Source organism: Bradyrhizobium jicamae (genome assembly GCF_001440395.1).
Classification (GTDB): domain Bacteria; phylum Pseudomonadota; class Alphaproteobacteria; order Rhizobiales; family Xanthobacteraceae; genus Bradyrhizobium; species Bradyrhizobium jicamae.
The window spans coordinates 1-21,996 of sequence record NZ_LLXZ01000096.1; the positions used below are offsets into that span (position 1 = coordinate 1).

A 21,996-nucleotide genomic window follows, 5' to 3' on the forward strand; every position below is an offset into this window, starting at 1 on the left:
CATCTGTAGCGCCTATACCAGCACCGGCATTGGTCTCGAGCAGTACGCTGTGGCCTCCGGCCACATACTCGCGGACCGCTCCAGGGGTCAGGCCCACACGGTATTCGTGCGTCTTGATTTCTTTGGGAACACCGACCTTCAATTGCAATCTCCTAACTTGGACAAACGCTTTTATAATCGAAAGAGCGGTGCAAACCTGCGACGCCGGCGGCCAAGCACCGCCTAAATTCACCGATCATTAGCAGCATCACGCAGGATTCCATCGGAATGACACCCCAGCGCCGAGCTCAGCACCAGCGCCGATCTATCCAGCATCGCGATCGCGCGCTGGCAACGCGCCCTGGAAGACGAAGATATATCATTGGGTATCAGGGCGATGCTTGACCTGAACCCATTCAGGCTTCAACACTACTATGCTGGTTAGAGTCACGTTGGACAGCTAAAGTATCGAGGCACTGAATTGTTCGAAACCGGCATTGTCAAATGCCTGCCAGTGAATCGTTGGTTTCTGATGTCGGCAAGCGACTATCTCCTCACAGTTCCGGCTCGTGATATCCAAAGGCTTTCGAGAGAATTCAATGGAGACGGCCATCCAACAAATCGATGTAACCTGCCACTGCGTATTTCCTCCAGATGGATTTAGAGGCCCAAGAACTGGATCGATCCACTCGACGCCGCCGCGCTAAAGCGCGCCGTCCATCGGGTGAGGCGCTCTCCTGATTTCAGGTTAGAACGCTCGCCGCTTGGGTTTTTGAGTGGGGCGAACGCAACGCGCGTCGCGCTCGCGCTGGAGGAGCCATGCGCTCACGGCGTAAGCTATGCCGAACACAGCGAAGAAGATCGACAGCAAAGTGAAAATTAGCATCGGCGACACACTTAGCTTTGTTTGCGGAACGCGGGTCTCGTCAGATTTCCTGTCGGACACCCCGGTTAATCAGCTTGCTGAGAATCTCTACACCCTGACGCTACGTAAGGTTCAAGCCACTTGAACAGATTCAGTACGAAGCGCGTGCAGAAGCTGCAGTTTTTCAGTTCGGCACGTCGCTTGCTTGTTCAGGCAGTATCACCGATACATCATTGATATAGGGGCTCCGAGCGTCCTCGGCACCGTCGGGCCTGCTCCGCCAACTCTCTGCGGCCAATCGGCAGGAGGTGCGATATGAAACTGCACGTTCGGGCAGCTGTGGCTGCGTTCGCGTTGGCTCATAATCCCTCGGTCGTCTTGTAGTTGGAGTGTATGACCTCGAACGATGTGCATGTAGCGGGATCGGCTTGTTCCACGGCGGCGTGGTTGGCGGATACGATGATGTCAGCCACTGCGACGTCGCTGGCGAGCAACCTAACCTGTACGTGAAAAGTCGGACTTAATACTCACACCGACTGGCTTGGGAGTACAGGGGCTTCGACCACGACACGTCATCCGACTTCTCAGTGAGTAACGCGAGGTGAAGCCCACATGTTGGTATTACAGCGTTTGATCGTTGCAGGTGGCTTACCGCCTTCCTACGTGAGTGGCTGAGTTTAAAAGCATCTGGCGTTCGATGAAAAGCTATCAACCATTCGCCCTGATGGGGCGTTCCATCAACTGGCGAGTAGTCCTGCGGATCACGGCCTTCGCGTGGCTATTCGTGGAGCTGGCACAGCCATCGAGCGGCCCTCGATCGGCACAAGCCGGCGCTCCGCCAAGCGGAGCTCCCGTCAATCCGGCCCCGCCTGATGACCTGGATGCGGATTACAAGTCAGTTAACGCTCGCTCACTCCCGGCGGGGCATTGTCGCGTCAAGGATTCGGAGCTCAGCAACGTTCAGTTGGGCTCAAACTACGCAGACGTTGTTTACCTGTTCGGCTGCGCAGGCACTATCACTTCACATGAGACCGTTGACGGATTCAAGTTTCACGTGCTTGCTTGGAATGACGGGCAGGTCTTAGCGCTATTCGTTAACGGAAAGCTGTCGATCACATCGCAGTCCGGCCTTCGGTAGACGATTCGAGGCTCTCGTAAGCCTGGCGAGCGCATTTGCTCCTATCCTTTTGCATCACCGCTTTACACATGTGCTGATCTCGCAAGGCGTACGATACCAGAAGCGCCGATTTGTTAACCTAAAGACAATCCCAACAATTGATGTCACGTGCGGTTTCGAGCCTTGAACACAGCCAGCGCGAGGTGCCTGCAGACGCTGCCATTTTTCGTTCAATAGGCTGCTTTGCATTGTTCAAGGCAGCATCGCCAATAGCCGTCGCGGTGATGTAGGGCGGCCTCCGGCGCTTGACAGCGGGTCGGGTTCGCTCCGCCCAGCTTCGGCGGCGATTGGCTGCGTGTGTATTTGTAAGGCAATATGAAACCGCACTTGCGGGCGGCTGCCGTCGCATTCGCTCACGGTCTCCGCCGTGATGTCCTCAGCGTGTACGAACACGAAACCCGTGGGTGTGATAGAATCAGTGCTCTCCGCACGAGATCCGGCCGCTCTGTACCCTACGGCCATGACACGCGAATGGTCCAATGCGATAATCGGCGACACACGAAATGTAGGAGCAAAGCCTCGCTTGCCTCGTTCTGCTCTCGACGAAGACGGCAACAATACTTCGGGATCAGTTGCCAAGTGCCTGCGCGACCAGCGCCTTAATCATGCGGTAGTAGTAGGTGCGAGTAGATCCTGGGGTCTGCGCCATGAAAACGACTGCTAGTTGCTCCGTTGGATCGATCCAGAAGAACGTTCCACCGTAGCCTGCCAACATGTACTCGCCTTCGGAACCCGGTACGCCTGCCAGTCCTGGCCCTTGCCGAACCAAAAAGCCGAGTCCGAACGTATAACCATCCAAACCCATCAGAGAGATTCCGGGTGATGCTGGTACCCCGGGACGATTGCCGAGGTGATCTGAAGTCATCAGCTTAACCGTGGTTGGGCTTAGATACCGACGGCCGTCCAGAGTTCCGCCATTCAGCATCATTTGACAAAAGCGCAGGTAGTCGGCCGCTGTCGATACGCCGCCTTCTCCGGCAAGGTCATTCGACGGATCGATCTTCATGTCGAGAAATTGTTCCTCCTTACGCAGCGGCTCGGCAATTCGAGTCCAATTTGCCTGAGGAACCTTAAACCCAGTGTCAGCCATCTTCAGCGGGCGGAATAGCCGCTCATCAAGAAACGCCGATAGGCGCTGGCCCGAAACCGCCTCGACCACGTGGCCGAGCACATCTACAGCCAAGCCGTACTCAAAGGTGGTGCCGGGCTCACGGACCAGAGGCGCTTTGGCAATCCCGGCCGTGAATTGTTCAGGCGTGATCAAGCGTGACGGCTCAATAAGAAGGTTTGTTTCGGTGTAAGCCGCTTTGATCTCCGGAATTTTTGAGAACTTTCCGTAAGTAAGCCCAGCCGTATGTCGGAAGAGATCGTGGATGGTCATCCGACGCTTGGCGGGCTCGCGGGTCGTCTTGCCGTCTTTGTCCGTGGCCAGGACGTCCATTTTGGCCAACTCCGGCAGGAACTTGGAAACGTGATCGTTGAGCTGGACCTTGCCTTCCTCGACCAACATCATGGCGCCAACTGAAGCGAGTGGCTTTGTCATGGAACAGAGGCGGAAGATCGCGTCCTCGGTCATCGGCTTGCCCGCCGCCTTATCGAGGAAACCGACAGCTTCTGAATAGATCAGATTGCCTCGCCGGGTGATCATAACGACGGCGCCTGGCATGCGCTCCGCATCGACTTCCTGTTGCAGCACCGCGCGAATTCGGGAGAGCCGCTCTGGCGAAACACCGACGGCTTCGGGTTGGGCACTTGGCCACGTGTGGATGCTATTGTCGCTGACGACATGCTTGCGGCAACGATCGGGCTCCGAAACGCCGGCCTCATGCTCCTTCAAACTCTCGATGATCTGTCCTTCCGAAAAGCGATTGCGCTTCATGCTCTGATCGTTGTCTTGGGCGAGAGCGAACTTCAAACCGGTTAAGCCCGCGGGCACGGTCAGCGAGGTCTTGTCCCCAGTAATCCTAGTTGTAAGTGAGCACGCGTCTCACTTCAGTTGTTCAGCTTCACGCCAATCTGTAAACTCTAGCTCGAATCGACCAAAACCCGCGGGCTTGGTTGTGAATTTAACGGTCTTTCCTGAGAGGGCCGCCAATGTGCCGGATGCGAACTTAAACACGGTCTTACCGGAAGCGTCGACGCCAACAGCTTTACCGTCCTCCATGACAGTAGAGCCGGTGCCCTCCAAGACCTGCCCAACCGCAAATCCGTCAGGCGCGTGGTGAAGGTCGAGAGAAGCCAAATACGTTCCTTTCTGACCATCCCATTCACTTACCGACACTGCTGTAACAAGGGCTTCCTTCAAGAGACCATCCACGCCGCGACAGGTATACTGAAAGCTGACAATGTCGTGTTCATTCCGATCACCTAAGGGCTCTCGAGCAGCGACTATGGCGGTACATTCGTAGCGCCCGATTGTGTCAGCGAGGGTAACCCCGCTTATCCCAATCAAATCGAGCGCAGAACATAGTGCAGTAGCGAGAAAGGGCTTCGTCATTTTGGCTACGCCTTCGCGGATGGATTCTTCGCCTGGTACGTACAACTTGACGCCACGTGCGATTCAAGGCCCTTCGAGGGCTTGTCGCGTGAGTGCTTCCCGTAGCTAGGACGAGCGGTCGAGGTGCAATCATTGACGCAGCAGGGAGGGAGCACCACCTCAACTTTGATTTTCTTCCGTGAATGGAAAGGATGTCGGCAAGCGATTATCTCCTTATAGTTCTGGCTCGTGATATCCAAAGGCCTTCGAGAGAATTCAATACAGGCGGCCATCCAACAAATTGATGTAACCTGCCACTGTGTGTTTGCTCCAGATGGATTTAGAGGCTGCGGCGAGCCGCGCTAAAGCGCGCGGCCCACCGGGTAAGGCGCTCTCCTGATTTCAGATTAGAATGCTCGCCGCGTGGTTTTTTGGATGGGGCGAGCGTAACGCGCATCGCGCTCGCGCTGCCCATGGCAGAGCCATGCGCTCACGGCGTAAACTGTGCCGAACACAGCGAAGAAGATCGACAGAAAAATGAAAAATAGCATCGGCAGCACACTTCGTTTTGTTTGCGGACCGCGGGTCTCGTCAGATTTTCTGTAAGAACACCGGCAGCCCTGGTTCGTTAGCTTGGTCAGTCTCTACACCCTGACGCTACGTAAGGTTCAAGCCACTTGTACAAATTCAGTGCGAAGCGCCTGCAGAAGCTGACGTTTATAAGGTCCGCACATTGCCTGCTTATTCAGGCAGCATCGCCAACGCGCCCGTCACATATAGGGGCTCCGCGTTCTCGGCCACCGCCGGCTCCGCTCCGCCCAACTCTCTGCGGCCAATCGGCAGACGTGCGGTATGGAACCGCGCGTTCGGGCAGCTGCGGTCACGTTGCCTCCTAGTCTTGTCGTCGGAGTGTATGAATCCGATAGGTGTGTGTATTGCGGGATCGGCGTGTTCGTACGCCGCGGCGTAGTTGGCGGATACGACTATGTCAGCCACTTCCACATCCCCGGCGAGTTACCGAACCTTTACCACCCCGGTGAAGCGTCACACCCAGTACTCGCACTGAATGGCTTGGGAGTGTACAGCGGCTTTGACCACGACACGCCATCCTACTTCTCAGTGGAAAGTAACGCGAGATGAAGCCCACATGTTTGATTACAAAGACGACGCATACCTCGCATACAGCGTTTGATCGTGAATCGCAGGCGACCTCTGCCGCCTCTTTTACTTGAGCGGTGAGTATTGAAGTCTACAAGCATCTGGCATTTGATGAATATCTCTCAAGCATTCGCCCTGACAGGCCGTTCCATCAACTGGCGACTCGCCCTACGGAGCGCAACGATACTGGCTTCCGCGTGGCTATTCGTGCAGCTAGCCCAGATATCGAGCGGGCCCTCGACTGCACAAGCCAGCGCTCCGCCAAGTGGAGCCTTCGTCAATCCGGTTGCCCCTGATGACCTGGATGCGGATTATAAGTCGGTTGACGCTCGCTCAATCCCGGCCGGGCATTGTCGCGTCAAGGACTCGGAGCTCAGCAGTGTTCCGTTGGGCGCAAACTACGCGGACGTCGTTTACGTGTTCGGCTGCGCTGGCACTATCACTTCAAGTAAGATCGTCGACGGGATCAAGTTCCACGTGCTTGCTTGGAATGACGGACAGGTCTTAGCGCTATTCGTTAACGGAAGGCTGTCGATCACATCGCAGTCCGGCCCTCGGTAAACGATTCGACGCTCTTGCAAGCTTGTCGAGCGCATTTTGCTATTATGTTTTGCATCCGGCCTTACACATGCGAAGCCGATCTCGTCAGACGTACGACACCTGAAGCGGCGACTTGTTAGTTTGGAGACAATCCCAACAATCTGGCGTCACGCGCGTCGCTGTCGTCGAGGTGGGGACCACAATCGGAGCGTTCCTACCGCACGCGGATTGTCGGTGACTGACAGCCTGATGCACGCACGCGAACTGCCGTGGATTGAACCTGTCAAAGCGATGCATGTCTCCCGGCACCTCACCTTCCAAACACGATGATCCAGACGCTAGCACGTGCTGACGTTTAATCACCATTCTTGCTGAGCAGAAGGACACGACTGTCCCGTCGCGGAGTGACTGAGCCGCAGAGTGGTGTCAAGGAAACGCATGCTTGGCGACGAGCCACCAAACCTACCAAATTGCGCGGGCACTAAATGGACGTGAAAGCGACAGCAGTCATCTCAGCTTCACCAAACGTCTCTATTAGCTTCCTGGATCCATCGAGGGTGCTTTCAACAAGACTCCAAGCGCATTCCAACTCCTTATGACCATCTGATTTGCAACCCGTGGCATCTGTCTGGCAGGAGTACTTGGACGGTGGATTTAATGAGGCTGTGCTTTCTTTTTTGCTAGAAAGCGAGCCGGCCGATCGTCATACCGACTTTTGATCTAAGGATGTCACGCTGGAGTTCTTAATCATGGAACAGACTTCACCCGAGCGGCGCCAAGCCTCTGACAGCCTCGTGAGCACCGCATTTGACAAGTCATGGCGCTTTGTCGAGACGGATCCATTGCTGGAGCATAATACTAAGGAATTGCTGCGCAGCCGGCTACGAGCTTATCTGGAACTCTCACTGAGAAACGGCGAGCAGGACATATTGCATCTTGCAAATAGCGCGATTTGGAAGCTGCGCATCGAACTAGGACAGCGTTCGGACCTGTAGTGTCGCCCCCCTGAAGGAAGACTCCTTTTCACGCAATTCTCTGCGCACGCTTTGGTCCCGTGAACGGCGCAAGGAGTACGAAGCACCTGATGATGAGGAGAAAACAGTGTCGCTCTTTCATTGGGCGGTGCCCTGCTCATGGTCAGTAGTTGCGCATTTCCCGTGATTAGATAAATGTGGCATAACATCGAAAACTGCTCAGGCACATTGCGCCTGTTCGGAAGCGTGCGCGCCCGCTTCGGGTGAGCCGATCATCGGGTTTCACGGAGCAACACGAGGCCGACGTATCGGTTTCCGACTTATGCCCGAAGTGGCGTTAACGGCGCCGGCACCTACAAATGGAAAGCCGTGTTCGGCGGGCTGAAGTCTCGGAGGTCAGCGGCTCACCGTTGGGAGGAGAACGCGCGGCTTAAACGGCTTCTGGCCGACGCATCCTGACAACGCTGCCTTGAAGGATCCGTTGGGACAGAAGTGGTGACGCTAGCGGGCCAAGCTCAAAACGTGAGAGGGACTTGGACTTTGTATCATACAGACAGCCGCAACGAAATCTCAGTGCTCGCGAAGGTCCTGTCGGGCGTTAATATCTCCATATCTAGGACGCGCATCGATGCAGGTCGATCTTCATAAATGTACCGCACGCGCCAGAGCGGCCTTATGTCCGGTGTGAAGCTGAAGTCGCCAGAGTCAAGCGCTCTCGCGATCATTCGGACGGCATCACTGTTCCTTATTGGCAAGGAGAACGCTGCATCGATAAGAGCCGCCAAGCTCACGCCGTCTGCGAGTAACACACGTGCAATGTTGTCGCCGTGAACGCGACGCAACGTTGAGACGATTGCCGCTACGGCGTCTGGATCCTTCAAAGGCACTCCGCGCTATTCCTGCTTGAGCCACGCACATGCTTCGGGTCCGGCGCCGGATGAAAGCTAACTGAATTGGAACTGGTTCTCTCGAAGTTGCGCCCCTTCCGGCCTGACGATAATTGTTGTCCGTTGCGCCAAATCCCGGCGCCTGCATCTATCTTGACTATCACCCCGTAGCCAGCCACTACATATTCGCGGACGATTCCAGGCGTAAGGCCCATACGGTAGTTGTGCGCCTTAATTTCCATGAGAACACCGACCTTCATTCGCAAATCTCCTTAACTGGCAGCCTTTCATAATCGTAGGGCAACGCAAAGTTGCAAAGCAGCCGGCGAAATGGCGCAGAGATCCAGCGATTTTGACACTATTGCGCAGTACTTCAGACGAATGAACGCCGACGGATCGGTATGAAACTCCCTCGCGAGCTCAGCGCGCGCATTAGCCAGACTCTCCAATCGGATGGCACTATCGCGCGATCGCGCGCCGACGTTCGTCGTGTTCACGCCGTCGCTCGACACAACGGCAGGAGATCCCAGGTTCATTCGGCGTGGGCACCCATACATTGAGCGAAATCGCAGATGGCTGAAAGAGCAGCCGCAAACGCCGATCCAGCGGTGCGCGCGCGAAGGGATTTGGCACGACATCTGAGCAGAGGGATCTCAAACAATGCGGACGTGCCGCATTTCAATGGTGGCCGGAATACGCCTACCCGGGAAGTCATTTAACTCTCCATCAAGCGGGGATTTCGGCGGCTGTCTGCCGATAGTGAACTCCTTCGACCTCAACCCTAATGCTGTACTCCATGAGCCCAGCTCGGGCGCGCGCTCGTTGCTGTCTCTCATAAATGGACACATGTGCTTATGGAAAGGAGAGCATCGCTCGTCTTGCGCGTCTGGATGTACTCGTCTCACTCAGTGTTGCGGCCTCTCAAAAGCAACGGCCGTGCCATCGGCGTTCAAATGCATTAGTCTTCTGATTCTCTTTGAAGATTGGTACCCCGGCAAACCCGACAGCCGCGTATCGCTGTCAGAAAGCTGACAAGCATCACCCGTATTGGCGTGCGAAAGGCCGCTGTTTCGCGGCGATTGTCGCGGCCGCAGGCGGAATGAAATTGCTTTTCTTACTTAAAGGTCAGTGTCCCACTTTGCGTCGGGGGCTACCCTTCCCTTGTTTGTTAAGCTCGACAAGTCATGCGCCGCATCTCGCGGTGACAGCGCGTTCGGAGGACGGCGAGATCATGGCCCTCTCCCATCGCATCAACGAACGTATGGCGGACAGCTCCACCCGGAATTGATACTTACCTAACAAGGGAACACTTTGCTGCAAAACTTCTCGCGATCGCGGAAACTTCCTGAGGGTAAGCATCGGAACATGGTTTGCTTGCGGGAAGCGCTCCGCATGGCAATGAAGACGAGCGGGGGCGGATTGGCGAGAAGGACTTTGCATGCATCAGTGCCGCCATGTGCTTGGATTTGAAAATCCTTGACGATGACGAGTTGAGTCCTTCGGTAGGTTATTGTAGAATGCGAGATTATTCCCCCCTTACGAGATCGCGGCGCGCCTCCATTATGTCAAGCGCTTCCGCCGCTAGCCGGCCCGGTTCATCCCACGATTCGAACCTTCAGCCTGCTGCAAACGATCCATCACTGACTGGATGGATTCTACTTGCCCCTGGCTCGCCAAAGAGAATGGGCTAATTAGCGGATAAACCAATTGTTCTTGTCACTCCTTCTTCACGTTTCCTTCGGCGGCCGCGCTTTGACAGTTTCAGGAGACTGGTTTTGCGGAGCCGAACAAAGATCTCCGTAACAAGCCTTCTCACCCTTGTAGTTGGCCAGCGCCTGCAGCAACGGCGGCACCAAGTACTGTTTCGCCTCCTCCTGCATAGGCTTCGGATGGTCCAGCGATCTCAGTGCCAGTTCGATCAACTGGATCGCGCGTTCCTTATTGCCGCTCTCAAAATAATACTGAGCCACCGCCCCATACGACAGGAACTTATGGCTGTCGCCCTTCGGCGGATTTAGGGCCAGGATGTGTTCGGACAAATCCTTGCCCATCGCAAAGCGCTCGGCACGCGGGAGGTGGGAGGTGTCCTTCGCCGGATCGAAGAGTTGCCTTATAGCCATAGCCATCCACCCCTCGTCTCTTTTGTCGATCGCGTCGCGAACCAATTGCCGCATGACCGGTAAGCCGGTCCGCGTGTCGTGCATTTTATGAAGCAATAGATTAGCAAGAGTAACGCGGAACTCGATTTTGTCCGGCATCAAGGCGAGGCCCTCTTCGACGGCCGAGAGCGCTGTTTTCCAATCCCCCGCCTCCATCGCCGGCCGAAGTTTGGCGTAGATCGGCTTGGTCAGCGCTCGTTCACGCGCTTCGCCCTGATTCCCGGCGATCCGCTTCGTATTAGTGGCCTTAGCTTCATGGCGTGGGCGCCAGGTGCGCTTGAACATTCTCGGCAAAACGTCATCGAGTAGCATCGGATGACCGATAAAGGCGATGTGGCCATTGCAGTCGACGACGAAGGAGCTGGGAATCCCCAAATAAGAACTGGGCTCCATCCAAAGCTTGTTCATTTCACCTGTGTGGTCGATCGCGATCCGAAAGTTCAGGTTGGCGAACTTTTCGGTCAGCCACGCGTCCAATGTTACTCGGGCCTCGTCCGCCGTTGGAGCTTTTTCGCGAGCTGCGACTCCGACGACCTGAAGTCCGCTGTCTCTATATTTCTCTTGCAGCTGCACCAGATGGGGCATCGCCGCCACACATGATTTGCACCACGTTGCCCAAAATTCGACGATGTAGACTTTTCCGGGCTGGAAGTTCGTGAGAGGCTGGCCGCGCAGCCAACTCTCCACTTTGATCGGAGGAGCCTCTGACCCGATGCGCAGCACCATATTGCTCTCCAAAGCCGTTGCCAAGTTGCGGGGCTTATGCGCGAGCTTGTCTCCCTGTAAGAAGCGACGCACGGATCCACGGGAAGGAGAGCATCGCTCGTTTTGCTCTCCTGCGTGATCTCAAAAGCAATGACCGTGCCAACGCCGTCCGCGCATTACGCGTTTGATTACCCTTTTGAAAACGCCTCCACGCCTAAGACGGCGGTGTTTTGAACCTGACGAGCTCAGTGCCGCTGTCACAAACCAGACAAGCACCAGCGGTCTTGGCGCGCGAAACGGCGCCGCTTTTGCGGTGATTATCGCTGCAGCTGGCGAAGCGAAATTGCTAGCTCATTGACAAAGTCTGTCAGGCTCGATGCGAAGAGATTCGTGCTAAAGCCCTGCCGTTTCGGTCGAGCGTGAAAACTACCGGCACTACCAACAGAAGCTTGAACCTAATGAGAAGTGGCGACATGAAAGTAAGCCGCCTCGAACTGGTCGAGCAGTTGAGTGAATCGGCGAGATTGTTGCGCGTCCCCGCCAGACGTTCGCATTCGTCTGCTCCATTACAAATGGAGCTATCAGTTGCGACAAAAGGGCTATCCGTCGCGAGTTTTCATGCCCGCTGGCAAAATTCGGGAACGAAGATGTCGACAGAACTCTGCTCGATATGGCATCGCAGTGTGTGGACGCTTTGCCAAGCGGCGGCCCCCGCACGGACAGCTTGCGTCGATCCCGCCAAGATTGCGGGATTCACTACCTTGAAGACAGGCATGCCTCGCGCGCGATGCAGGGCCAGTGAACTGGGGCAACTTATGGCATGGATGAGCGACGCAAATACCCAGTATCAAGTTGCACAACGTCCGGGCTGTCCAACTTCAATTCATGAAGCCATCACCTCGGTTGGCTTACCTCTTCGCCCGGCCGTCCTCACACAAGTCTCCACTCCGACCTTGCGTGTTCAAATTGCGCCGCGTTTGAGTACCGGTAGATGTTGGGCTATCTTGTGGTGCAGCTGATCCGCAACGCCTTCGCAGCCGTGGGCCAGCGCTCACTGGAAGTCGCGGCCACCGTGTGCCTCTCCTTTGCGTGCCTTCTTGACGGCCTAATCCCGGCGCGGCCTTTCTCATCGTCGCCGTGCTCGGCTTAGCGCACACGATCGGCGAATTCGGCCTGGTGCTAATGATCGGCGGCAATTCCCGGACCGTCAGCGTGCTGTTGTTTGCAATCTTCGACTATGTGAAAGCGTCGCACCGGTGCGAGGCAAGCTGGCTTGCCGCGGGCATGGTCGTCTTCGCCGCGGTGCTCCTCACCCTGAGCTGGTTGCTTTCCGCTCGACGCGCAGGAAAGCGTTCCGGCCAAAGGTGCGCGATTTTCGGCGCTGCTGCAAGACCGCTGTGGCGCGCTGCATTGCCGGCCTCGAGCCTCGGCGACCGGTTTCTGCGTCATCGAGTAGTCAAATCCCACGAACAAGTCCGGACGACTCCGCGCTCAAGATAAAACTCATTCTCCTCTTAGCGAGGAAGTCAAGCACGCTTCAAGTCTTTGAGCGCTTGATATAGGCTTTCTTTAGCGCCCCGCTGCGTGGATAATTGTGTGCCTTCGGAGTCTACCATGCGCCAAATCCAGCCGTTCAGCTGGCAGCCTTCCGGAACCCGATTCTCGAGAATTGTCGGTTTTCTCTACAGATCAGCCGCGGATATCGCATTCTTCGTCACAACTCTGGGTCTTATTGGTTTCGCGGGCGGCCTAGTCGTGTCGAAGACGATCGACACGAGCCCGCACACGTGCACCGAATCGCCTGCCATAGACGGTCTTGGTGGCGCTGTTTGCCATTCAACACAAAGGCATGGCGCGCAAGCGCTTCAAACATTGCTGGACACAATATGTGCCGAAGCGCACTGAAGAAGTTAAACAGTGGGATGACGACCAACACCACCGGCATGAAGCGGAGTCCGACGATGAAGAAGGAAATGTCTTCTTAAAGGATGTATTCCTTTTTGCGTATGGGTGGACGCCTCGGCGTCGAGTGGACCGATCGTTAGCTAGCCGTAGCCGGCAGGCACTCCCGCAAGAAGAGATGCCATTAGGGAGCCGAGGGCTATCAAATGCGTGATCGCGGCGGAAAGGATCTCGACGCCCGGCATCAGTGAATCGAACGGCTTCGATATGCCCTGGCACGGCAAATCCTCGCCGACGACGCTGTTAGTGATCGGCGTCAGGAGACCTTGATAGTTCCCTAGCTGGTAGAGCTGCCTGCGCAACATCAAACAAGACAGGAAGGGTTTTCCAGGGTTGATGAATGCAAGCTTTTGGGCTTGATGACCCAAAAGCTTGCAGCTTTGTTCCCGACCTCCGCTTGACTAGAGCCACAGGACCTAGTCTTTCGTCATTTTAGTCGCGACCGCCCGAAGGTTAGAGCGACGAGCGAGCAGTTTCAGTCAAACTTGTAGGAGGCTTGCAAGAACGTGCCCCACCGTTCCATGCTGTACTTCGCAGGCGCAGGCAAAGTAACGATGCCGGATCCAATGCAGCCGGTGCAGATTGACTCGCTGTATCTTGGAGTCCACATCGCCCAATAGCGGCCCCCGACGCCGATGCTGAAATTGTCGGTGACGAAATACGATAGGACTCCTTCCACCTGCACACCAGCGCCACCAGTCCCGCGCTGATCGAGGAAGGTCGTGAAATTGCGCATGAGATGGCTGTCGCGCCCCTGGAAATCCGTCCAGGGCAGGTAAGCAACGTCGGCGCTAACGCGCCAACGGTCGAGCAACATGGTCTCAGCGCTGACGCCAATACGCACCGCATTCCAGTCGGTATCTTGGCTGCCGATTGTCCTTTCACGCGGCGCAAGACATGGCAACGAGGCAATCTGCACGCATCCTTTAGAGTCAGACTTCTGGCCGTAATAGCTCCAGCCGATAAATCCACCGATCTTGTAGGTCATGCCACGCAGGAAATCGTACCCGGCATCGGCCGTGTAGTACATAAACCTTCCGTTGGCTTGGCCCGAACTCGTATTGGTATAGGCCAGGGGATCCTTGGAGAAGCCTACCAGGCCCCAATCTTCGTCGTTCTGATTTCCATTGTTGAAGCGCCCGAATCCGATAGTGCCCTTCAGGAAGATCCCCCAGGGGCTGTCAAGCCGTTCGAACAACTCACCGGAAATCCCATCCATCTTGTGATAGGTGAGCCTTGATACAAGATCGCTCAGACCGTTGTCCCATTGAAATCTTCCTCGGCTCAGCCAGAGCCTTGTGCCGCTTTCCAGCGACCACCCTCGAATGAAGGCAATCGGCGGTGCGCTGACAGTCGGCTCTGTGGCGTATAGCGACGCATCGGGCCATCCCGGCGTCCGTGGGTCGGCGTCAAAATGGTAGTTCAGACCAATTTTGCCGATGTGATAGCTGCTGGACAGGCCAGTGATGTTGGCTGGGACCGTTGCCAATGGCGGAAACTGTATGGTCGGAGGGGTCGCCACGCTTGGTCCGCCGAACCTCAGATAGTCGTACTCGAATTTGACGGACCATGCCGGCGTGAGCGCTTGCTCGACGCCCGCGCCGATTATGCCACCGATACGACCATAGTCGAAATGGGTGGCATTCTGTAGCTCCCAGCGACCGAATTCGTTGTTATTGACGACATCGCCGCGATTGTGTTGCCAAGCCACGCCCGCCTTGAGGTAGGCCAGCGTGTGCCCCTGCGGGCCAAACGCATATCCCAGGCGGCCCGTTCCCGTGACGAAGACGTCTGGCCCCGCCTTGCAGTTTGCGCTCACCACAATGCCGGAGAAGGCAAGACAGGTGTTTGTACCTTCCGCGACCGCGCCACTGGCATCCAATTCGAGGCCAAAAACCCCGCGGTGCCTCTGCCAATTGTAGCCGATCTGACCTCCCGCCAGGAACACAGGGGTATCGACGACATCGCCGTAAATCGACGGACCATAGGGATCACTGAACGATGTCCGGCCGCCGCCCCCGCCGACGTGCCCGCCAATATATCCTCCGGTCCAGTTCCACAGTGCCGGTGGGACCTTTACTGCCGGCTGGAGATCCGCCGACTTGACGGCACCGCTTGCAACGAGCGCAGCTGTTGCGGCACCCCAAAAAAGAAGTTTAGATCGCATATCACCTCTGGAACACAAACTTGCGCGCCATGTTGCAGCGAAGGCCGAATGGCCGACGTTGTTGGCCGCTTCCACGCCGCTTGTGGTGTGCAGGATCCAGGCCAGCGGAGGCGATGCGCATCTCTGCGATTTTTGATCGCGATGTCGTCTTCGCAACAAGACTAGCGGATTTTAAAACAACGCGGGTTTGATGTCGGACACAAAGCGCATGCTGCTCGGCATTTCCGGCGGATTGAATAGGTGACTGCTCTTTTGCGAATGGTTCGTCTCTTGGTCCAGTCTCCTCGCAACCATGCAATGAAATTATGAGCCTTTAGCTGTACCACACGATCTTTCGGGAAGTCGTTTCAATGCCCGATAGATTCCTGGAAACAACTTTTCGCGAAATTCCTGCCACCGGTTAGGCTGGTCAGCGAATGCGGCGGAGCTTGCCGGCCGGCTGCAGGCTGTGAGAGCGCTGTCGTCGAGAAGCGCCGGTATATGCGCGGCGATCTGGATGGGAGCGTTACAATCAAGATGGTGTGTCAGTGTCACGGTATATGTGCTCAGTCTCCAGAGCTCGCCGCATTGGCAGATTGCTCACGGACTCTCCATGCGCAAGGGCTGAGCGACGCTGGAGCTTGCTCGTCGCCATCTGGATACGGCTGATCCCTACTTCTATACGGATAGCGAAGACGAACTTTGGCTTGGCACGATTCTCGCGGATGGCATTCCGCGCCGCATACGAGAGACGTGCCAATGTCTCTCCTCGAGCCACGCAGGCTGATGAAAAATTAATAGGCGGCCGCCGTTGACGTTGCGCGGAATTGACCATGGCAACATCGACCGGCGCTCGGTCACCGACAGAACGGTTCGTGGCGCGAAAGGCTTTGGTTCGCATTGGAGGCGCCCGAGACCTAGTCATTGGATGCGCAGCTAGTCGTATAGGCTCCAGTTAACGAGCCGGATCATTGCGTCGATTGTCGACATTTGGCGTAATTGTCTGCCAATGAGCCGAGATGGCTGCGGTCGCATTAAGTCCTAGCTCTATGACGAGATCGAGAAACGATCTGTCGCGGGAGCGAAGGCCGGCGGGCTCGGCTGCGGTTAGTAGGCCACCTTCGAGGATGAGCTGTCCGTCGCCTCCCGTAGTTTTCTCTTCGGGCAACAGGGGACCGCAAAGGATGGTAGCGCTCGTACTTGTATCCCGCGCTTCTTCGTTGAAGTGCGTCGCGGATCTCGCCGAAAGGGGCAAGCGTTGGAGTGACGCGATTGGTCCCGACGCCGCCTTCATCATTGTCAAGCGGTCGGCCACGCTAGCGCGAGAGGCGACCGGCATCACATGATGCATCCATCTTGTCGCGGCAGCCGTGTCCAGTTGAAGACGGCTATGTCGGAAAGCCGACAATGCGAGCCCGCCATTCCACAGGGCGCGCTAGCACCCATGCGGGTTTCACTCCTGTCAAGCAAGGCACGCAACATGCGCGAGCGGCACGCCGTTTGCTGGGAAGAGCAGCAAAGAGCCGCCGTGGCAAAAGAAGGTCGCAGCGGCTCATTCCAGGACGTTCCCGATGAGACTTGCCCGATTTATCCTGATCAACGCAACTCTGATGCTGGTTATGCTCGGAAATGCGGAGGCGGCGAGCATAAATGTCGCGGGCGCTGCGAACTTCACCGAGTCGGCGAAGATTGCAGCGTCGTTCAAGCGGACGACCGGGCACAAGGGTCTGTTGCTCTTTGGCGCGAGCAGAGAATTGTGCAGCCAGATCACCCAAGACGCACCATTTCAGGTGCTTCTATCGACCAGCCGCTCCTGCTCGAAGAACCGAGTTGAGTACGGTCTCGCGGTCCAGGAAAGCCGCTTCAGCTATGTGATCGGCAAGCTCGTGCTGCGGAGTTCGATTGCGACGTTTGTGAATGGCGCGGTGACGCTCAAGACGACGTGTTTCGCAAACCTGTCGATCTGCAATCTGGTCCCGTCGCCTGATGGCGCAGCCGCGGTCCAGCCAATAAGCACGCTCGGCCTCTATGAGGCAATGCAGCCGAACCTAGTCGAGGGCGCAACTATGACGCAAGCCTATCAATTCATCGAGACCGGCAAAGCCGAGCTCTCTGTCGCGCCGTCACAGCTCATAGTCACCATCGACGATTGGCGTCGAATGATTCCGCAGGAACTTCATGTCCTCATCCCCGTGGGTCCCGTGCTGGTCTTGATTTGCACCGATGGCAAAACCAGACGCGCCTCCCTCGATTTCCTCAGAAGGCCGCAAGCCCACGCGGTCATCGCGCGCGAAGGCTACGTCCGCGGCGAGCAGAGTTGACGCGCATGGAACTCTTTTCGGCCGAGATTTGGCAGTCGCTCGGGCTCACGATCGAGCTCGCGAGCCTGACGACCTTGGTCCTGCTAATCGTTGGTACGCCGCTCGCGTGGTGGCTAGCACGCTCGAAGAGCCTTTGGGCTAAGGCGGTGGGCACGATCATCGCGCTGCCGCTGGTGCTGCCGCCAACGGTACTCGGCCTCTATCTGCTGTTCATGCTCGGCCCGAACGGCCCCGGCGGCTTTCTCGCCTCTATCTGGGGCTGGCGCACGCTCGCCTTCACCTTTGCAGGGCTCGTGGTTGGATCGGTTTTGTGCGCGGTGCCCTTCGTGGTGCAGCCCATCCGCAATGCCTTCGCTACGATGGGCAACCGCCCGCTGGAAGTAGCAGCCACTCTGCGCGCCTCTCCGTTATATGCCTTCTTCACGGTCGCCTTGCCCTTGGCACGACCGGGACTTCTCACAGCCGCCGTGCTTGGCGTCGCGCATACAACTGGCGCGTTCGGCCTTGTGCTGATGATCGGCGGCAACGTTCCCGGGCGCACCAAAGTGCTGCCGGCCTTTCTCTTCGACTATGTCCAAGCCTCGCGCTGGCGCGAAGCGAGCAGTCTTGGCGGCGGCATGGTGATGTTCGCCTTTGCGGCAATCCTCACCTTAACCTTGATCGAGAAATACAGCGCAAGGAGGAGCACGTGAGGACAGCCACACCGGGCCAGATCGAAATCGCCTTCAAGGGCCAGCCGGGCAGCTCTCCGCTCGATGCGCACTTCAGCGTACCGGCCAAAGGTGTGACGGCAATTTTCGGGCCGACAGGCTGCGGTAAAACCGCGGTAGCCCGCTGCATCGCCGGCCTCGAGCACTTGCCGACCGGTTTTTGCGCCATCGATGGCGAGGTGTGGCAGGATGAGACCACGTTCCGCCCGCCGCATCTGCGCCCCATCGGTTATGTGTTCCAACACGCGAGCCTTTTTCCCCATTTGTCGGTCAAGCGCAACCTGCTTTACGGCGCGCGCAAAGCCGAACCGACGCCGAATGCCTTTGAGGAGGTTATCGAATTGATGGGCATCGCACCGCTGCTCGACCGCTCGCCAGCGCTCCTCACGGGAGGCGAGCAGCAGCGCATCGCCATCGGCCGGGCGCTGTTGTCCCAGCCCAGATTGCTTGTGATGGACGAGCCGCTTGCCGCGCTTGATCGCCGCGCCAAGAGCGAGATTCTGCCGTTCCTCGAGCGCCTGCATGAGAAGGTCGCGCTGCCGATGATCTATATCACCCATGACATGGTTGAGATCGAACGCCTTGCCAATCATCTCGTCATCATGGAGCGTGGCACGGTGACCGCGGCCGGGCCGTTGCATGTCTTGCAGACCGATCCTGCGCTGCCGCTTGCGGCAAGCCGCGAAGCCGCTGTCAGTCTTGATGCCGTGGTAGGCGGTTATGACGGACGCTATGGGCTACTCATCCTTCGCGTCAAAGGTGCGCGCGTGTTGGTGCCGGCGGCGCCGCTTCCACCGGGCGTGCACCAACGGCTGCGCGTCGCAGCCCGCGACGTCAGCGTCGCACGCGAGCCGCCGCGCGCAAACTCCATCGTCAATGTTTTTCCGGCGCGGATAAAGGCCTCTTTGCCGCTCGGCGCGGGTGAGATTACGCTTGTGCTTGCACTCGGGGGCTCGGGCACGGAGATTTTGGCGCGCATTACGCGCTTCTCCTTTGACTCGCTAGGGCTCAAGGATGGAATGGACGTATTCGCTCAGGTCGAGGGCGTCATGCTGGTCTCGGCCTCTGAACCGCCACTGCGGACCATAGTGGCTTCCACACCAGCGGGAGATGCCGGACAGCCAAGCCCCGTTCCCTGAACCTTAACAAGTGGATCAAGGCCATGATCGCCAACATCGCCGAGATCGATCCCAACCTCCTCGCGGCAATCCTTTATAGGCCGGAACACGATGTGGATACGCTGCTCGCCGACTTCACCCAGGATCTCGCGCAGCAAGGCGTGCTAGTCGGCGGCATTATCCAGTGAAACTTTAGAGACGCGGAAGGCAGAGGACCATGCTCGCGCTCGACGTTGCGACGGGGGCACGAGATTTCGATATGCCAGCCACTCGGCATCGGCGCCATGTCCTGCAAGCTCGATACTGATGGGCTTGCCGACGCCGTAATTGTCGCCCGCGCGATCAACGAGGAGGTCGATCTCCTCGTGATCAACAAGTTCTCCAATCAGGAGGCGTCCGGACAGGACCTGCGTGACGAATTATTGATGCGATCATCCGTGACGTGCCGCTCTTCACCGCCGTCCCGAAAAATGCCTTTCCGACTGACGGACTTTCACCGGCGATGTCGGCACGATGCTGCTGTGCGAGCGCAAAGTCAGGGTGGGATGGTAGCGCGGCATCGCTGGGCGCCTGCCACGGATCCGCGCGCGTTGCATCGCGGCAGCGGCTACGGCTATCTACCGACCATCACATCCGACGACTTTATCAGAGCCGAGAGGGCATCGCCGACCTTGAGCCCGAGATCGTCCACCGCCTCATGGTGATCGGGGGACACACCGTTAGTTCCGGTCCCCCCTCCACCTTCACATGAGCTATCGTGGGGCGCTTTGTGACGGCCAATTGCCGCCAGCGATGAGTTTCACCTTGCCAAGTCCCAAATTGCATCGGCGTCGACTTAGCCGAACACGCTTGGCCAGTCGTTGAACACACCTGCCGCATGCACACAGCATGATTTGTTGCGAGAAGGCAATGGGAGCAATCAGCCGAAACGATGGCCTTCGGATGCTTGCATGCCAAGCATCCGATTGCTTTGTGTTCCGGCAGTTGAAGGTCTCGAGATGGCATATGGCTTGCTTCGCTGATGGGGGTCTCGTCACTCCACGCTCGAAGTAAACTTGTGAGGACAATATGCTTGGAATTGGAAATAAGTTGCCGTCGTTCGAAATCACAGGCGTGAAGCCCGGCTTCCACGTGCAGGAAGAGAAAGGGCTGAGCGCATTCGAGACGTTGACTGAAGACAGCTTCTCTGGAAAATGGAAAATCATTTTCTTTTATCCCAAAGATTTCACCTACGTCTGCCCGACCGAGATCGCCGAGTTCGCGCGCCTGTCCAAGGATTTCGTCGACCGTGATGCCGTCGTGCTGGGTGGCTCGACCGACAATGAGTTCTGCAAACTCGCCTGGCGGCGCGAGCACAAGGATCTGCACCATCTGCCGATCTGGCAATTTGCCGACACCAACGGCGCGCTGGTCGATGGCCTGGGCGTGCGCTCCCCTGACGGCGTCGCCTATCGCTATACCTTTGTCGTCGATCCGGACAATATCATCCAGCATGTCTATGCGACGAACCTGAATGTCGGTCGCAGCCCCAAGGACACGCTGCGCGTACTGGACGCGCTACAGACCGACGAGCTCTGCCCCTGCAACCGCGAGATCGGCGGCGAAACTCTGAAAGTCGCCTGAGGTATCATGTTTATCGAACAGTTGAAGGACCAGATTCCGGATTTCGCCAAGGACGTCAGAATCAATCTGGCATCGATGGTGGCGGATGAGACGTTCTCACCGCAGAGCAAATACGGGCTATTGCTGGCGACCGCGATCGCTACCCGCAATCCGGCCGTGACCGCCGCAATGGAATCTGCCGCTGCCGAGGTGCTGTCGCCCGCGGCGCTTACGGCGGCGAAATCCGCAGCTTCGGTGATGGCGATGAACAACGTCTATTACCGTTTCGCTCACCTCGCTTCCAATCCGGAATACAAGAGGATGCCGGCGCGGCTGCGCATGAACGTGATCGCCAATCCCGGGGTTGACAAAGCCGATTTCGAGCTGTGGTCGCTGGCGGTTTCCGCCATCAACGGCTGCGGTGCCTGCATGGATGCCCATGAGAAAGCACTGCAGGAAGCCGGCGTCGGCTCGGTTGCGATCCAGGCCGCGGTGCGCTTTGCTGCGATCGTGCAGTCGGTTGCGGTTGCGATCGAGGCGGCCGGGCACGGCGTGGCCCAGGCAGTGAAGTGATCCCCCCTCTCCCGCTCCTGGCCGGGAGAAGGTCGGCGTGAAGGGCAGTATCCACGTCTGAGAGCGCAGCACGCTCCTAACCCAGGGTTGCGGTTTCGCATTCGCTCTCTCCGCGCAAGCGTTGCGAGGCGAAGCTGACAGCTGAAACGTCGCCTCCGCCTACACGGCGTTCCATGCGCAGCCGTTCGGATCGGTTGCGCGTGACCCTGCTGGACGGCAGCTATTGTCCGACACCGGTCAAGCGACCGCTCATGTCTTCCCTCGCTCATATGTCGCCTATCGGTGGTGCGAACCCGACGCGACGGCGCCGTGATGGCGCGGATGCCATGCCGGCGCATCAGCCGTTCGATCCGGCCGCGGCTGGCGCCACGTCCGGAGGTCAAGTTGGGTGCAACTGGCCACCGCAGAATCGGCTGCGGCCCCATGTCGCGAGCTTGTGTTGCATTTCACTGGTTATCAAAGGTCTTCACCATCGCTATGTAGCGGATACTCGCGGACGTACTCGGCGATCAGCCCGGGCGAAGCCAGGTTTTCCTCGATACCCTTCAACACCAAGGCCTCGATGGCATCGCAATGGAGACACGACCACGATCGATCTGAACTCGCTCCGCGGTTAGAGCGCATTCTAAATCGCTATCAATAGG

The 21,996-nt window shown here is 57.4% G+C and carries 12 protein-coding genes and 3 pseudogenes; 8 read left to right on the forward strand and 7 right to left on the reverse strand.

Annotation, left to right across the window (positions count from 1 at the left end; translation table 11 throughout):
* From CQ12_RS42255 to CQ12_RS14925, 3 genes and pseudogenes are all read right to left on the reverse strand, one after another.
* Positions 1 to 142: pseudogene (locus CQ12_RS42255) on the reverse strand (alanine dehydrogenase); the annotation flags it as partial.
* A 2,447-nt stretch (positions 143 to 2,589) separates the two neighbouring features.
* Positions 2,590 to 3,900, reverse strand: coding sequence for a serine hydrolase (locus tag CQ12_RS14920; protein WP_157088226.1), 1,311 nt, complete (start codon positions 3,898 to 3,900; stop codon positions 2,590 to 2,592).
* A 108-nt stretch (positions 3,901 to 4,008) separates the two neighbouring features.
* Positions 4,009 to 4,518: a hypothetical protein gene (locus CQ12_RS14925; protein ID WP_057836059.1), complete on the reverse strand. Its 510-nt coding sequence runs from the start codon at positions 4,516 to 4,518 to the stop codon at positions 4,009 to 4,011.
* Between the two features lie 2,426 nt (positions 4,519 to 6,944).
* Here CQ12_RS14925 and CQ12_RS14940 point away from each other — a divergent pair.
* Positions 6,945 to 7,190 (forward strand): hypothetical protein, encoded by a 246-nt coding sequence (locus CQ12_RS14940; protein ID WP_057836062.1) that lies wholly within the window; start codon positions 6,945 to 6,947, stop codon positions 7,188 to 7,190.
* Between the two features lie 963 nt (positions 7,191 to 8,153).
* On the opposite strand, the pseudogene CQ12_RS46325 reads toward CQ12_RS14940, so the two are convergent.
* Together CQ12_RS46325 and CQ12_RS14950 are read right to left on the reverse strand one after the other, a co-directional pair.
* A pseudogene (locus tag CQ12_RS46325) lies at positions 8,154 to 8,316 on the reverse strand (alanine dehydrogenase); the annotation flags it as partial.
* A gap of 1,467 nt (positions 8,317 to 9,783) precedes the next feature.
* Complete coding sequence (locus CQ12_RS14950) at positions 9,784 to 10,941, reverse strand: TlpA disulfide reductase family protein (RefSeq protein WP_157088228.1); 1,158 nt, start codon at positions 10,939 to 10,941, stop codon at positions 9,784 to 9,786.
* Between the two features lie 1,116 nt (positions 10,942 to 12,057).
* Between CQ12_RS14950 and CQ12_RS45680 the strand changes: the two genes are divergently transcribed.
* Positions 12,058 to 12,420 carry an ABC transporter permease gene (locus CQ12_RS45680; RefSeq protein WP_057836064.1) on the forward strand — a complete coding sequence of 121 codons (363 nt, stop codon included), beginning with the start codon at positions 12,058 to 12,060 and terminating at the stop codon, positions 12,418 to 12,420.
* 545 nt (positions 12,421 to 12,965) lie between these two features.
* Here CQ12_RS45680 and CQ12_RS14960 read toward each other — a convergent pair.
* Complete coding sequence (locus CQ12_RS14960) at positions 12,966 to 13,250, reverse strand: hypothetical protein (RefSeq protein WP_157088229.1); 285 nt, start codon at positions 13,248 to 13,250, stop codon at positions 12,966 to 12,968.
* Between the two features lie 107 nt (positions 13,251 to 13,357).
* Positions 13,358 to 15,049 (reverse strand): outer membrane beta-barrel protein, encoded by a 1,692-nt coding sequence (locus CQ12_RS14965; protein WP_063799742.1) that lies wholly within the window; start codon positions 15,047 to 15,049, stop codon positions 13,358 to 13,360.
* 1,550 nt (positions 15,050 to 16,599) lie between these two features.
* On the opposite strand from CQ12_RS14965, the gene modA reads away from it, so the two are divergent.
* The 6 genes and pseudogenes from modA to ahpD all read left to right on the forward strand — a co-directional run bounded on the left by modA (position 16,600) and on the right by ahpD (position 21,352).
* Positions 16,600 to 17,349: a molybdate ABC transporter substrate-binding protein gene (modA, locus tag CQ12_RS14970; RefSeq protein WP_057836067.1), complete on the forward strand. Its 750-nt coding sequence runs from the start codon at positions 16,600 to 16,602 to the stop codon at positions 17,347 to 17,349.
* Between the two features lie 5 nt (positions 17,350 to 17,354).
* On the forward strand, positions 17,355 to 18,041 hold the full coding sequence (modB, locus tag CQ12_RS14975) for a molybdate ABC transporter permease subunit (protein WP_057836109.1): 687 nt from the start codon (positions 17,355 to 17,357) through the stop codon (positions 18,039 to 18,041).
* Positions 18,038 to 19,198, forward strand: coding sequence for a molybdenum ABC transporter ATP-binding protein (gene modC, locus CQ12_RS14980; protein WP_057836068.1), 1,161 nt, complete (start codon positions 18,038 to 18,040; stop codon positions 19,196 to 19,198). The genes modB and modC overlap by 4 nt, the downstream gene beginning before the upstream one ends.
* Before the next feature lie 23 nt (positions 19,199 to 19,221).
* Positions 19,222 to 19,881: pseudogene (locus CQ12_RS43765) on the forward strand (DUF2478 domain-containing protein).
* A 364-nt stretch (positions 19,882 to 20,245) separates the two neighbouring features.
* Entirely contained in the window at positions 20,246 to 20,800 is a 555-nt protein-coding gene (locus tag CQ12_RS14990) for a peroxiredoxin (RefSeq protein WP_057836070.1), read from the forward strand.
* Positions 20,801 to 20,806: 6 nt separating this feature from the next.
* Positions 20,807 to 21,352, forward strand: a complete 546-nt coding sequence (ahpD, locus tag CQ12_RS14995) for an alkylhydroperoxidase, AhpD family (protein WP_057836071.1) — start codon at positions 20,807 to 20,809, stop codon at positions 21,350 to 21,352.
* Positions 21,353 to 21,996 lie beyond the last annotated feature (644 nt).